The organism is Leptotrichia sp. HSP-342 (assembly GCF_041199995.1).
In the GTDB taxonomy this organism is placed as follows: domain Bacteria; phylum Fusobacteriota; class Fusobacteriia; order Fusobacteriales; family Leptotrichiaceae; genus Leptotrichia; species Leptotrichia mesophila.
Map to the genome: position 1 here is coordinate 740,837 of NZ_CP165646.1, position 13,381 is coordinate 754,217.

The window sequence follows — 13,381 nt, forward strand, 5'->3', positions numbered from 1 at the left end:
CTTTTATAAGTGAGTCTGGTTGTTTTTTATTTCCAGAAAGTTTTAATTTATCTTTTTATTAAAATAAAATTAAAATAAGTTGATTTTTAAATATTTTCATTGTATAATTGTAGTGTAAAAAATAAAAAAGGGAGGAATTGTAATGGCTACATCGAGTTTTTTAAGATTGCCAGAGTTTAAAACTGAGAAGGAAATAGATGGCTTAATAAAGGCATTGGAGAATGACAGAAAACCAGAATTAACAGGTGTAAAGGCTGAAAAAATAACAGATGAAAAAAGAATTAGAAGAATATTGGATAAGAAAAGATGAAAATATCAAGATTGTCGATAAATGATTTGTTGAAGTATGATACAGAAGAGTATGTAAAAGAAAATATTTTGAATACATTTAGTAGTAGAAAAAATAATAATGTAGAAGATTTTTTACATAATAAAGCAATATTTTTTGAGAAAAGTTCTATTTCAACAACACATTTAATTTTTAATAATAATGATACTTTGTTAGGTTATTTTTCAGTAGCAAATAAAAGTTTAATATTACCGAATGAAAGATTTGAAAATTTAAGTAATAGTAAACAAAAGAAATTAATGCAAAGTGGACAGAAGGTTGGTAACGGATTTTACTTAGTGAACAGTTATTTATTAGGACAATTAGGGAAAAATTTTAATTTATCAGAAAGTGAACAAATAAAAGGTAATTTTTTATTATCGCTTGCTTTTGAGTTATTGCTGGAAGCAAAGGAATTGATAAATGCCAAATATGTCTGGCTGGAATGTAGAAATTCAGAGAAACTTATAGATTTTTATAAAAAATTTGGCTTTGAGAAGATAGATAATTTTATTTCTAAAGATGGATTGATTGTTATGATGATGAAATTGGATAGGCAAAATTGATTGGGATGAAAAATACTGCTGTTGATTTGGAAGGTGGTATTTTTTTTTGTTTTCTATTGGGTTTGCAAATGAATTATCTTGTTTTTTTGTATAGAATATGATATTCTAATAATGTAATTTTTAAAAATAAATTTTAATCAAATTGAGATTGAATTGATAAAAATTAAGTGAATTTAGATTTGAATAGGAATAATTATAATTTTGAAATAAAGAAGGATGTTAGAAAATATGGGAAAATCAGAAATAATTAGAGGGACAAGCAAATGTGCAAGATTTTTTGTCTGTGATACGACAGAGATTGTAAAAGAGGCAAAGAAAGTACATGGACTTGATCCGATAGCGACAACTGTTTTTGGGAAACTATTGACAGCGACAGCTATGATGGGGAAAGATTTGAAAAATGAGAAGGATTTAGTGACAGTTAAAGTAAATGGAGATGGACCTTATGGAAATATGCTTGCAACTGGGAATATGAAAGGGGAAGTAAAAGGTTATATTGGAAATCCTGAAGATAAATTTCATCAGATAATTGACGAAAACGGAAATTTTATAAAAGATGAGACTGGGCAAGTGAGATTTATTGGAAATGGAACAATGCAAGTTATAAAGGACTTGGGACTGCGTGATCCGTTTTCTGGCGTTACAAAAATAAATGAAGAAGATATCGCAGATATAATTGCTCATTATTTTCTTTTGTCAGAGCAGATAAAATCAGTTGTCGCACTTGGTGTAAAACTGGATGAAAATGGAGAAATTAAAAGGGCTGGAGGTTATTTGATACAGCTGTTGCCAGGTGTGGAAGATGAATTTATTGATAAACTGGAAAATAAATTACAGCAGATTAGGACGATTACTGAACTTCTGGAAGGTGGAATGAGCCTTGAGCAGATTGTGGAACTGCTTTATGAGGATATTTCGGTATTTGAGGAAGAGACAGATGTTGATGGTGCTCATAAAAAGGTTTATGTGGAAGATTTTGAAATTTTGGAAAAATCAGAGCTGGAGTATAAGTGTAATTGCACTAAAGAGAAGTTTTACAAGGGATTAATCACGCTTGGAAAAGAAGAAATTGATGAAATTTTGGAAGAGGAAGGCAAAATTCAGGTAGAATGTCATTTTTGCGGTAAAAAATATGATTTTGGAAAAGAAGATTTTAAAAATTTATAAAATAGATTTTCTTGAATTATGTTTATACTGTTTTAGGTAATTATAGAATTAATAATGCAGAAATCAAACTGAATACAGTGTTTTTAATCTAAAATATCAAAGTTTTATTGTAAAAATATTGGAGAAAAATGATAAAAATTAGATTTATAAAAACATTGTAGTTGTTAGAAATTTTAAATTTTTATAAAAAGCAAACAGTTATTTGATTATGATGCAGATTTATTATAATAAAAAAAACTGGAAAGGAAGAGAAAATGTCAAAATTAAGAGTAGGAGTAATACGTGGGGGAGTTTCAACTGAAAGAGAAGTTTCTTTAAAGACAGGAAGTGAAATTGTAGCAAACTTGAATAGAGATAAATATGAGGTTTTTGATATTGTGATTGATTCAGAAAAGGAAGTTTTTGAGAAAGTAAAAGACTTGAATCTCGATTTTGTTTATATCGCTTTACACGGTGTATTTGGGGAAGACGGGAGAATACAGGCGATCTTGCAAAGTCTGGGAGTGGCTTACAGCGGGCCTGGAGTGATGTCAAGTGCAGTTTGTATGGATAAGGAATTTTCAAAAAGAATTGTGGCTGGATATGGAGTTAGAATTGCAAAATGGAAAAGTGTACGTGTAGGCGAAACTGTTGACTTTGAAACAATAAAAAAAGAATTGGGAAATCATGTTGTAGTAAAGCCAAATAATGGTGGTTCAAGCATTGGAGTAAGTTTTGTGGAAAATCAGGAAGAACTTGAAAAAGGGCTGGAACTTGTTTTTGGAATGGATAAGGAGGCATTGATTGAGGAAGTTCTGCATGGTGTGGAAATAAGCGTACCTGTGATTGATGGGGAAGTTTTTCCAACACTAAGAATTGAGGCTCTTGCGGGAGATTACTTTGACTATGAATCAAAATATGCAAAAGGCGGAGCAAATGAATATGTGTTTGAATTTCCTGAAAAAGTGCAGGCTGAAATTAATAAATTTGCAAAAGACAGTTATTACGGGCTAAAATGTGAAGGATTTGCAAGAATAGACTTTATGGTGGTAAATGAAGAAACACCGTATTTTATGGAAGTAAACACATCACCAGGAATGACATCTGCCAGCTTATTGCCAAAAAGTACAGCTTCAAAAGGTTATGATTATTCACAGACATTGGACTTATTAATAGAATCTTCAATAAAAGTGGAAAGATAAATAACTTAAAAATTTGAAAAAATATAGAAAATAAAAATATAAAAAGGAAGTGGAAAAAATGGAAAGAATAGCAAGTTTTACAGTAGATCACATCAGATTGAACAGAGGAATTTATGTATCAAGAATAGACGAAGTTAATGGAAATTATTTGACAAGTTTTGATATAAGAATGAAATTACCAAACAGGGAGCCAGTAATAAACATTGCTGAACTTCATACAATGGAGCATTTGGGAGCAACATTTTTGAGAAATCATCCAACTTGGAAAGATGAAATCGTATATTTTGGGCCTATGGGGTGCAGAACAGGATTTTATCTTATCCTAAAAGGAAAATTGGAATCAAAGGACATTGTTGACTTAATGAAGGAACTTTACAAATTTATGGCAGAATTTAAAGGAGCAATCCCAGGAGCGACTGCTATAGAATGTGGAAATTACTTGGATCAAAACTTGCCAATGGCTAATTTTGAGGCTAAGAAATATTTGGAGGAAACGTTGGAACATTTGGGAGAGGAAAATTTAAATTATCCTGAATAAGTAAATATTTTGATGTGTCTTAAAATATTCCTAATAATTTTATTTTGATTGTTTTCAGGCACATCTTAAATTTGAATTGAATTTCATTTAATTGTAAGTATTATGGAAATAAAATAACTCAAAATAAAGAATTTTAATGGATTTACGATTTAATAATTAATGAACGAGGAGAAAGAAATGCCTTACATTTTAAAAGAGGAAAATATTGAAGAATTTCTGAAAAAATCGGAAATGGATGAATTTGAAGAAGAGGATTTTGGAGAATTTTATCCTGATGACTATGAAATGGTTGATAAAAGTGAAATGTTTGAAGATTTTAGATTTAAGCTGGTTGTTTTGGAAACTTTGCTTGGGAAAAATGCAAGTTTTGTTGAAGAATTTGAAAAATTGACTGAAAAATTAGAAGAAAAATATGATGATTATGTTTTTGAAATAGGAAATTTTGTTAATCCAGTTATAGTTGAGCCAATTTTAAAATTTTTTGAAAATGTGAAATTGACGGCAGAGGACTTGGAAAAAGTAGATAAAATTTGTTTTGATGGTGGGCTTGAAATTTATGGTATTCTTTGTCCAAATTGGGATGGAGAAGATTATTTATTTCAGACATATAGTGTAAAAGGGTTTAAGAAATTAAAAAATTTGAAAAAAGTAATTTTTATTTCATGCTGTGATGAGGAATTGCTGGATGAATTTAGGGAAAATGGAATTGAAGTGGAGTAAAATAAAATTGAAAAATTATAATTTTTAAGTTTGATTTCAAAAGTGAAAAGGAGAGATTTTTTATGAAAAAAGTAATGCTTTTGGTTGCAAGTTTGATGGTTGTAATTAGCAGTTTTGCTGGTTATACGAGTGATATGATTAATAGAATGGAAACTAAAGAGAAAAGTGTAGAGGATTCTTTTGGAGGAAGTAACGCTGAAATGAAAGAAGCATCTTCGGTTATTTTGGACGGATGGAATGATGAATTAAATAAAGTTTATAAATTATTAATGTCAAAATTGTCAAAAAAAGAACAAGAGAAACTTAGAAATGAAGAAAGAGTATGGATAAAAAGAAAAGAAAGAGTTGCAAAAGGAGCGGCAGATGAATTTTGTGGAATTGTAAATGGACAAAAACTTTGTGGAACAGGTTATGGTTTGGAATATACACAATCATTGATTAACTCGACTAAAGGCAGAGCGATTGAGTTATCTAAAAGATATGAAAAATTGAAATAAGTTTGGATAAGAAAATTTAGATATACTGAAATTTTGTAAAATTTTTATTCAGATTAAGTGTTTAAAATATACAACATAAAAAATATAATTCTTGAGTTTACTTTTTTTATTATTTTGGTTGTTTGTAAAAAGGAGTTTTATGAAAAAAATTCTAATTTTATTTTTTGTTGTTTTTTCGTTAAGTTTTTCATTTGAATTAAAAAAAGAAAATTTTAAAATTACAAAAAATAAGAGTTTAAAATTATCAGAAGAGGAAATGAAAAATCAAAGTGAAAAAGTTATTGAAGTTTTTAATAAAGAAATTTCAGATGGGATAGAAAGTAAAAATAAGGGTATTGAATATTCGGAAAATACTAATTTGAAAACAGGTGAAAAAAAATTTAAAGTGAATGTACCTGATGTTTTGATGAATAACAAAGTTTATGAAAAAACAATTTATAAAATTGAAAAAATTAATTTTATTTCAAAAAACAAAGTGGAAATAACTTATACTGAAAAATCTCCGAATATTTTTGAAATTATGTTTTCTGAAGAATTTAACAAAAAACTCGAAGATAAAGTTTCAAAAGAATTGGGTTATAAATTAGATAAGGAAAAAATTCAAAAATTGTCCAATGAAGAAAAATTGAAAGCAAATGTAATAATTTTGTCTGAATCTCAAAATGAAATGATAAAAAGATTGGATAATAACCAATTTGAATATGAAACGGAAAAGAGAAAAATGATTTTGGAAAAAAATCAGAAAGAATGGGAATATAAAGATGAAGAAACATTAGAAAGTGATGGTTTTGATATTTTTGATTCTATGTTTGAAAATTTTGGAAAATAATTTGAATAAATGAGAAGAGGTATGAGTAAATGAAGAAGATATTAATATTATTTTTGCTAACAACAAGTCTTGGATTTTCAGCAACTTACAAAGTTGAAGTTAAGCCAAATGTGAAAATTCAACAGTCAGAAATTGAGAAAAATAATGCAGGGATAGAAAAGGCGTTTGAAAAATTTGTAGAAAAACAAAAGGCTGCGGGTATTAGAGAGGCAGAATTGACTACACAAAGCAGTCAAAGACTTGGAATGATGTTAACTGATGGGATGGCAAAACAGCTTGTTTATGATACGCAATATTCCATAAAAAAAATTGAATATATTTCAAGTGACATAGTTAATTTAGATCTTGAAATAAAGATTCCTGAATTAGATAGTAGAAACTTTAGTGAAGATGAAATGATGAGAGTAGTTTCTAAGAGGTTTAAAGAAAAAACTGGGAAACCAATAGAAATTTTAAAAACTACACCAGAGAAAAATATAAAACCTGAGTGGGTTTCAACATTATTCCAACTAATGAGTGATTTTACAATAGAAAAAGTTAAGACTACAAAAATATTCACTTATCAAAATGCAACAATAAGTTTGAAAAAAGTAAATAATGAATGGATATTTGATAAGATTGTAAAACAGTAAAATCAAAAAAATTAAATTTAGAAAGGAAATGAAGTTATTCTGAAATTTTGGAATAACTTTATCTTGTTAAAATGAGTAAAATAATTGATACGCATACGCACATTTATGATAAACAGTTTGAAAATGATTTTGATGATGTGATGAAAAGGATTGAAGATGAGCTGGAAGTGATTGTGAGCATTGGGTTTGATTTTGAAAGTTCACTTAAAAGCATTGAACTTGCGAATAGATATTCGTTTGTGAATGCAGTAATTGGAGTTCATCCTGTTGATATAAAAAAATATAATGATGAAGTGGAAAAAGAACTGGAAAGATTGGCTTTGACTGAGAAAAAGGTTGTTGCGATTGGGGAAATTGGGTTGGATTATCACTGGATGGAAGATCCGAAGGATGTTCAGATTGCTGGATTTAGAAAGCAGATGGAACTTGCAGAAAGGGTAAAAAAACCAGTTGTTATCCATACAAGAGAGGCTTTGCAGGATACACTTGATGTTTTGAAGGATTATAAAAATGTTGGTGGGATTTTGCACTGTTATCCAGGTTCCTTGGAAGCGGCAAAACCGTTTTTAGATAGATATTATTTAGGAATTGGTGGTACTTTGACGTTTAAAAATAATAAAAAGACGAAGGAGCTTGTGAAGGAATTGCCTTTGGAAAAAATTGTTCTGGAAACAGATTGTCCGTATTTGACACCTGTGCCTTTTCGAGGGAAAAGAAATGAGCCGATTTATACAAAATATGTAGCGGAAGAAGTTGCTAGAATTAAGGAAATTTCGGTAGAGGAAGTTATTAAAGTAACTACTGAAAATGCTAAGAAAATTTATGGAATATAATGGAATTTAGAAATAAAATAGGAGATAAAATGTGTATTGAAAAAGAAAATAAAGATTTTAAAAATCCAATAGAATATAAATTAGAAAAAAAAGATGGAAATGCACGTGCTGGAGTTATAAAAACACCACATGGAGAAATAAAAACACCAGTATTTATGCCAGTTGGTACACAGGCGACTGTAAAGGCGATGACTAGAGAGGAATTGGAAGAGATTAATTCTCAAATTATTTTAGGAAATACATATCATTTGTATTTACGTCCTGGAGATGAGCTGGTAAATGATTTTGGCGGTCTTCATAAATTTATGAGATGGGATAAGCCACTACTTACTGATAGTGGCGGATTTCAAGTATTTAGTCTTGGAGATTTGAGAAAGATAAAAGAGGAAGGGGTTCATTTTCGTTCGCATTTAGATGGATCAAAACATTTTTTATCGCCTGAAAAATCTATTTCGATTCAAAATAATCTAGGAAGCGATATTATGATGGTGCTGGATGAATGCCCGCCAGGACTGTCAACACGTGAATATTTGATACCATCCATTGAAAGAACTACGAGATGGGCTAAGCGTTGTATCGAAGCAAATAGAAATAAGGATAGACAGGGGCTTTTTGCAATTGTACAGGGTGGAATTTATGAGGATTTACGGGATAAAAGTTTTGAAGAGCTGTATGAGTATGACTATGGATTTGCTGGGTATGCTTTAGGAGGACTTGCGGTAGGAGAGCCACGTGAGGATATGTATAGAATTTTAAAATATAGCACGCCAAAACTGCCTGAAAATAAACCACGTTATTTAATGGGAGTGGGAGAGCCTGTGGATATGCTTGAAGCTGTGGAACACGGAATTGATATGATGGATTGCGTTCAGCCTACAAGAATTGGTAGACACGGTACTGTATTTACAAAGTATGGACGTCTTGTTATAAAAAATGCGATTTATTCAAGAGACGACAGACCACTTGATGAAGGTTGTGACTGTTATGCCTGTAAAAATTACACAAGAGCATATATAAGACATTTATTCAAAGCTGGAGAAATTTTGGGACAAAGGCTTGCAACATATCATAATTTGCATTTTTTGCTAAAACTTATGGATAATGCACGTGAGGCAATTATTGATGGAAAATTTAAGGAATATAAGGAAGAAGTGCTGAAAAACTATGCCATGGGGAAAGAAAGTGAATGGATAAAGCCAAAATCGATATAAAATTAGAAAATAAAATGCAATAAAAAAGTGCTATTTATTTCATAACAAATATTTTTTTATTCCAGATAAAAAATATAAGTTAAAAGTAAATAGCACAAACATAAAATACTACATTTCTTTAAATGTCAATGTTTTTCCATCATCTGTCATAAAAATCAAACGATTATTATCTAATTTAATCTTTTTTGAATTTTTCAAAATATTCAAATACTGACTTTCAAGTCTCATAAAGTTATCTGGTCCTGCCATTTTTGTAGAGCCGATAGGTCCAACCATAATATTATCTGATGCCATTATGTAATTTGAAAAATAGTTGTTTACTCCTGAATCGCCATGTAATCTGTCTTCTGAAAAATTAAGAGTAATTCTTATTTCATTTGTTGTCAATATCTTTCTCATTTTTGTGTCAGAAATATCAATAAGTTTCCAGCTAGTATTCAATAATTTTTTTTTCAAATTTAAAAGAGAAAGTGAATCCTTGTCATTCTGATTAACTGTATTTGACTTTTTAAAAGTCCAAATATCGCCAGCCTTGTTAGTTAAAGTTAAAGTATCCTTGTTGTATTTAATCACAGGGTTGGATTGCAGAATATCAAAGAAATCCTGTTCGAGATTCATTAAATCTAGAGAACCTCCAATCAGAGTTGAAGTTATTGTGGCAGAAAGAGTAGAATCTCTGTTAATTTTATAATTTCCTGAATATCCATTAATTCCACCAAATCCATTAATCTTATTTTTTGAAAAATTAATAGTAACATTTGTATTTTCTGAAATATAAGAATTCCATCTATTTTTCTTAATTTGAGTTAATTTCCATGAAGTTTCATTTAAATTTGAAAGAGGAAGTGAATCCTTGTCATTTTGATTAACCGTATCAGGATTTTTAAAAGTCCAAATCTCTCGCTTGTTAGTTAAAGTTAAAGTATCCTTGTTGTATTTAATCACAGGGTTGGATTGCAGAATATCAAAGAAATCTTGTTCAAGATTCATTAGATCTTGAGCACCTCCTGTTAAAGTTGAAGTTACTGTAGCAGAAAGAGTGGAATTCCTGTTTAATTTATAACTTCCTGAATATCCGTTAGTTCCTCCAAATCCGTTGATATTATATTTTAAGAAATTAATTGTAACATTTGCTTTTTCTGAAATACGGGAATTCCGTCCATTTTTCCTGATTTCTGTCAATTTCCATGAAGTTCCATTCAAATTAGTGCTAACAGCGTCTCTTTTTTTCACAGCCGCATTCAAAAAATCACAGCACAAAAGAAGCATTGTAAAAATTCCAACTAAAAAAAATCTTTTTTTCATTTTAAAAACCTCTTTTCATTATTTTTTCTCTTTTCCTTTGTTAATTTAATACTATCATATTATCATTAAAGAATTATGAGAATTTTTAAAATTATTTATTTTTTATTTTTATTAATTGTACAATTTAAAAAAAACCTGCAGGTTATAATTTCCTGCAGATTTTCGGAGGCATAAAATGGCAATTTGTCATCTATTTGCTAAAGATTAGGTATAAAATCACAACCATAATAACAAAAACGACAATATCACCATTTATCATTACAATTCACCTCCCTCCATTTCGAGGTTGGGGGTAGCGAACCCCAAAATATTATAACATAAAAAAATACCTCCTTCAACTAAGAAGAAGATACTTTTCCCGCTATTTTTTACCTCAAAATGGAATATATACCATTGCTTTTTATAGATTAATTATAACACAAATTTTTCATTTTTTCAATCATATAATTTTTATTTTTTTATAAATTTATGATAAATCCAGTCAACAATAATAGCTATTGCATTATCCCCAGATACATTTGCTGCTGTTCCAAAGCTGTCCTGCGTTATATAAAGTGCGATTAGCAGTGAAGCTAGTGGACTATTTGAAGCGATTCCAACCATTCCTAGAAATGGAAGTGCTGACATTATTGCTCCTCCAGGTGCTCCAGGTGCGGCTACCATTGCGACTCCTAGAACTAGGATAAATGGGAAAACTTTTGTTACATCGTAAGCCATATTGTTCATCATAAGAACTGTAACAACACAGCTTGTTATTGTAATGATACTTCCTGCTAAATGGATTGTGGCACATAATGGCACTACAAATTCACGTATTTCAGGCGATGTTCCGTTTCGTTTTGCACATTCCAAATTTATTGGGATTGTGGCTACTGAAGATTGTGTACCAAGTGCTGTAAAATAACCTGGAATTTGATTTTTCATACAGGTAAGCGGATTTTTTCCTGAAATTCCTCCAGCAAATACAAATAAAGCTGAAATATATAAAATGTGAAGAATTATCACACAGACAAATACTTTTAGGAAAATAGAAAGTGTCGTAAACATCTGTCCACTGTAAGTCATGTTCATAAATGTTCCAAAAATGTAGACTGGAAGTAGAGGAATAACCGATGTGCTCAGTAACTTTGTAATTATTTTTGAAAACTCACGAAAAAGGTTGTAGGTAGTTTGTCCTTCACCATTATTTCTAAGCCAGCTTATTGAAAGCCCCATTATAAAGGCAAAAATGATTGCTGAAGTTACATCAAACATTGGTGCAAGAGGAATCTCGAAATAAGCTGTTAAAAGATTTTTCTCAGGGTGTTCTATTGCTGCAAAAGAGGCAAAATGAAGAATTTTTGGAAAAATATTAGTTGCCATAAGATAAGATAAACTTCCTGCCACAATTGTGGAAACATAAGCTATCAATGTAGTAATTCCCAGCAATTTTCCTGCTCCTTGACGTAAATCTGAAATTCCTGTCACAACAAATCCGATTATCATAAACGGAATAACAAAAGATAAATACTTGCTAAATAGCGACGAAAAAGTCACAAAAATCCTAATAACAGGACTTGGTAAAACTAATCCCAGTACTATACCAAGCGTTATTGCGATAATTAAACGTGGCACAAGACCGATTTTTTTCATAAATTTTTCTCTCCTTATGTATTTTTTGTATAACTAAAATAAATCCCACAACCCAACCTCAATATTATCAATTAACATACGGTAGTAAAATTTACAGTAATTTGTACAAATGTAACAATATTGGGATTAATTATAATTCTTGTAATTTCCCCGCACTACTTCATCTTGTAAGATATTTTTTCCCTAATATCCAAAGGTTTATGTTCACCTTAATAATATCTACACCTAAAATTTGTTTAAATTATATTTTTTTATTCTTTAATCAAATCAATAGTCCAGTTTGCCTGCTGTAATTTTGTATCAGTTTCACGAATTTCCTTAGATAATTTATCTAGCTGTTTTTGCTGTTCTGGAATATTAATCGTACTAAAAACCTTTATTTCTGTTGAGGAATAAAGATTTATTTTTTGGCTTGCAATTTCTATAAATTCACGTAGGATTCCTGCTTTTTGTGAAAGTGTGTCCTTTTTTGCAATTAATTCGACTAATGAAATTCCATCAATTTTTGAAAGAGTATTTGTTTTGTTTATTTTTATTATTAAATCATTTAATTGGGAAATTAAGTCATCTAATTCAGTTAATAAAAATTCAGGATCTTCAGTAGGTTTTTCATTTTCCTGAACTTTAGCGTTATTATTAAGTCTTGTTTTTAATTGCGTAATTCTTTTTTGAATATCTGCACGTAAAATAAGAGCTTCAGCAATTTTCATTTTATTTATCCTCCAATTTTTATTTATTAGTACTTAAAGTATAATGTAAAAATTATAAAATGTAAAGGATATTTTTAATATTCTTTTTGTATATATAAAATAAAAAAAACTTTAAAAGATATTTTTTTAACTTGCAAATATCTATTGTAATGGTTACAAAATTATGATAAAATTAATCAGGAAATTTTGGAGAACAAAATATTAATTACTAAAAGTTTGGAAAAATATAAAAAAGATTTAAATGGAGGGAATTATGGAATTGTCGAAAGGTAAATTGCTAAATATTTATGAACGAATGCTTAGCATTAGAAATTTTGATTTAAAGGTAAATCAGCTTGTGAAAAGAGGAATGGTGCCTGGAATGACACATTTGTCAGTAGGAGAAGAAGCGGCGAATGTTGGTGCTATTGCGGCATTGAATGCTGATGATCTTATTACATCTAATCACAGAGGACATGGACAGGTTATTGCTAAAGGGATTGACTTGAATGGAATGATGGCTGAAATTATGGGAAAGGCTACTGGAACTTGTAAAGGTAAAGGTGGTTCGATGCACATTGCTGATTTAGAAAGTGGAAACTTGGGAGCAAATGGAATTGTCGGTGGTGGACACGGAATGGCAGTTGGTGCGGCTTATACTCAAAAAGTAAAAAATACTGGAAAAATTGTAGTTTGTTTCTTTGGAGATGGAGCCACAAATGAAGGAAGCTTTCACGAAGCGATGAACTTGGCGTCAGTATGGAATGTACCTGTGATTTTTTATGCAATTAATAATGGATATGGAATAAGTACTTCAATTAATAGTGTTGCAAAAGTGGAGCATCTTTATCAAAGGGCTGCAGCTTATGGAATGCCAGGATATTTTATTGAAGATGGGAATGATGTTCTTTCAGTTTATGAAACCTTTGAAAAGGCTGTAAAGCATGTGAGAGAAGGAAAAGGACCTGTATTTGTTGAAAGCGTAACTTACAGATGGTTCGGACATTCGAGTTCTGATCCTGGAAAATACAGAACAAAAGAAGAAGTTGATGGATGGAAGTTAAAAGATCCTAACTTAAAATTCAGAAATTACTTACTTGAAAATAATATTGCAACAGAGGAAGAATTAGTAGAACTTGAAGAAAAATCAAAAAAACAGATTGAAGATGCAGTGGAATTTGCAAAAAATAGTCCAGAACCTACGTTGGAATCTGCGTTTGAAGATATATTTGCGAATTAGAAAAGGAGATAGA

15 protein-coding genes are annotated in these 13,381 nt (G+C 30.1%); 12 read left to right on the forward strand and 3 right to left on the reverse strand.

The features are described 5' to 3' along the window. The first annotated feature begins 142 nt into the window (after positions 1–142). The 11 genes from AB8B23_RS03690 (at position 143) to tgt (ending at position 8,502) form a co-directional block, all read left to right on the forward strand. A complete protein-coding gene (locus tag AB8B23_RS03690; RefSeq protein ID WP_015769980.1) occupies positions 143–310 on the forward strand; it encodes a hypothetical protein in 168 nt (55 codons plus the stop codon). Further along, complete coding sequence (locus AB8B23_RS03695; protein WP_369713486.1) at positions 307–894, forward strand: GNAT family N-acetyltransferase; 588 nt, start codon at positions 307–309, stop codon at positions 892–894. The genes AB8B23_RS03690 and AB8B23_RS03695 overlap by 4 nt, the downstream gene beginning before the upstream one ends. Positions 895–1,122: 228 nt before the next feature. Continuing rightward, positions 1,123–2,061: an Hsp33 family molecular chaperone HslO gene (locus AB8B23_RS03700; protein ID WP_369713487.1), complete on the forward strand. Its 939-nt coding sequence runs from the start codon at positions 1,123–1,125 to the stop codon at positions 2,059–2,061. A 254-nt stretch (positions 2,062–2,315) separates the two neighbouring features. Next, a complete protein-coding gene (locus tag AB8B23_RS03705; protein ID WP_369713488.1) occupies positions 2,316–3,242 on the forward strand; it encodes a D-alanine--D-alanine ligase in 927 nt (308 codons plus the stop codon). 58 nt (positions 3,243–3,300) lie between these two features. Further along, a complete protein-coding gene (locus AB8B23_RS03710; RefSeq protein WP_026748649.1) occupies positions 3,301–3,780 on the forward strand; it encodes an S-ribosylhomocysteine lyase in 480 nt (159 codons plus the stop codon). 177 nt (positions 3,781–3,957) lie between these two features. Beyond that, complete coding sequence (locus AB8B23_RS03715) at positions 3,958–4,500, forward strand: DUF6892 domain-containing protein (RefSeq protein WP_369713489.1); 543 nt, start codon at positions 3,958–3,960, stop codon at positions 4,498–4,500. Positions 4,501–4,562: 62 nt separating this feature from the next. Then, complete coding sequence (locus AB8B23_RS03720; protein WP_369713490.1) at positions 4,563–4,997, forward strand: lysozyme inhibitor LprI family protein; 435 nt, start codon at positions 4,563–4,565, stop codon at positions 4,995–4,997. A 139-nt stretch (positions 4,998–5,136) separates the two neighbouring features. Beyond that, a complete protein-coding gene (locus tag AB8B23_RS03725; protein ID WP_369713491.1) occupies positions 5,137–5,826 on the forward strand; it encodes a hypothetical protein in 690 nt (229 codons plus the stop codon). A gap of 29 nt (positions 5,827–5,855) precedes the next feature. Further along, positions 5,856–6,458: a hypothetical protein gene (locus tag AB8B23_RS03730; RefSeq protein ID WP_369713492.1), complete on the forward strand. Its 603-nt coding sequence runs from the start codon at positions 5,856–5,858 to the stop codon at positions 6,456–6,458. A gap of 71 nt (positions 6,459–6,529) precedes the next feature. After that, on the forward strand, positions 6,530–7,291 hold the full coding sequence (locus AB8B23_RS03735; protein ID WP_369713493.1) for a TatD family hydrolase: 762 nt from the start codon (positions 6,530–6,532) through the stop codon (positions 7,289–7,291). 29 nt (positions 7,292–7,320) lie between these two features. Further along, positions 7,321–8,502, forward strand: a complete 1,182-nt coding sequence (gene tgt / locus AB8B23_RS03740; RefSeq protein WP_369713494.1) for a tRNA guanosine(34) transglycosylase Tgt — start codon at positions 7,321–7,323, stop codon at positions 8,500–8,502. A 108-nt stretch (positions 8,503–8,610) separates the two neighbouring features. Here tgt and AB8B23_RS03745 read toward each other — a convergent pair whose 3' ends face one another. From AB8B23_RS03745 to AB8B23_RS03755, 3 genes are all read right to left on the reverse strand, one after another. Then, the gene (locus tag AB8B23_RS03745; RefSeq protein WP_369713495.1) at positions 8,611–9,807 is read right to left on the reverse strand and encodes an META domain-containing protein; all 1,197 of its coding nucleotides are present in this window, start codon (positions 9,805–9,807) and stop codon (positions 8,611–8,613) included. 450 nt (positions 9,808–10,257) lie between these two features. Beyond that, positions 10,258–11,439, reverse strand: a complete 1,182-nt coding sequence (locus tag AB8B23_RS03750) for a dicarboxylate/amino acid:cation symporter (protein ID WP_369713496.1) — start codon at positions 11,437–11,439, stop codon at positions 10,258–10,260. Positions 11,440–11,690: 251 nt separating this feature from the next. Further along, the gene (locus AB8B23_RS03755; RefSeq protein WP_369713497.1) at positions 11,691–12,149 is read right to left on the reverse strand and encodes a DIP1984 family protein; all 459 of its coding nucleotides are present in this window, start codon (positions 12,147–12,149) and stop codon (positions 11,691–11,693) included. A 253-nt stretch (positions 12,150–12,402) separates the two neighbouring features. Here AB8B23_RS03755 and AB8B23_RS03760 point away from each other — a divergent pair, with 253 nt between their 5' ends. Further along, positions 12,403–13,368, forward strand: a complete 966-nt coding sequence (locus AB8B23_RS03760) for a thiamine pyrophosphate-dependent dehydrogenase E1 component subunit alpha (RefSeq protein ID WP_369713498.1) — start codon at positions 12,403–12,405, stop codon at positions 13,366–13,368. Positions 13,369–13,381 lie beyond the last annotated feature (13 nt).

What these genes read in the sequence shown, in the direction of transcription:
- AB8B23_RS03705 (WP_369713488.1), top strand. Translation starts at nt 2,316, where the DNA reads ATGTCAAAATTAAGAGTAGGAGTAATACGTGGGGGAGTTTCAACTGAA.
- AB8B23_RS03725 (WP_369713491.1), top strand. Translation starts at nt 5,137, where the DNA reads ATGAAAAAAATTCTAATTTTATTTTTTGTTGTTTTTTCGTTAAGTTTT.
- AB8B23_RS03715 (WP_369713489.1), top strand. Translation starts at nt 3,958, where the DNA reads ATGCCTTACATTTTAAAAGAGGAAAATATTGAAGAATTTCTGAAAAAA.
- AB8B23_RS03695 (WP_369713486.1), top strand. Translation starts at nt 307, where the DNA reads ATGAAAATATCAAGATTGTCGATAAATGATTTGTTGAAGTATGATACA.
- AB8B23_RS03700 (WP_369713487.1), top strand. Translation starts at nt 1,123, where the DNA reads ATGGGAAAATCAGAAATAATTAGAGGGACAAGCAAATGTGCAAGATTT.
- AB8B23_RS03710 (WP_026748649.1), top strand. Translation starts at nt 3,301, where the DNA reads ATGGAAAGAATAGCAAGTTTTACAGTAGATCACATCAGATTGAACAGA.
- tgt (WP_369713494.1), top strand. Translation starts at nt 7,321, where the DNA reads ATGTGTATTGAAAAAGAAAATAAAGATTTTAAAAATCCAATAGAATAT.
- AB8B23_RS03735 (WP_369713493.1), top strand. Translation starts at nt 6,530, where the DNA reads ATGAGTAAAATAATTGATACGCATACGCACATTTATGATAAACAGTTT.
- AB8B23_RS03690 (WP_015769980.1), top strand. Translation starts at nt 143, where the DNA reads ATGGCTACATCGAGTTTTTTAAGATTGCCAGAGTTTAAAACTGAGAAG.
- AB8B23_RS03755 (WP_369713497.1), bottom strand. Translation starts at nt 12,149, where the DNA reads ATGAAAATTGCTGAAGCTCTTATTTTACGTGCAGATATTCAAAAAAGA.
- AB8B23_RS03730 (WP_369713492.1), top strand. Translation starts at nt 5,856, where the DNA reads ATGAAGAAGATATTAATATTATTTTTGCTAACAACAAGTCTTGGATTT.
- AB8B23_RS03720 (WP_369713490.1), top strand. Translation starts at nt 4,563, where the DNA reads ATGAAAAAAGTAATGCTTTTGGTTGCAAGTTTGATGGTTGTAATTAGC.
- AB8B23_RS03745 (WP_369713495.1), bottom strand. Translation starts at nt 9,807, where the DNA reads ATGAAAAAAAGATTTTTTTTAGTTGGAATTTTTACAATGCTTCTTTTG.
- AB8B23_RS03760 (WP_369713498.1), top strand. Translation starts at nt 12,403, where the DNA reads ATGGAATTGTCGAAAGGTAAATTGCTAAATATTTATGAACGAATGCTT.
- AB8B23_RS03750 (WP_369713496.1), bottom strand. Translation starts at nt 11,439, where the DNA reads ATGAAAAAAATCGGTCTTGTGCCACGTTTAATTATCGCAATAACGCTT.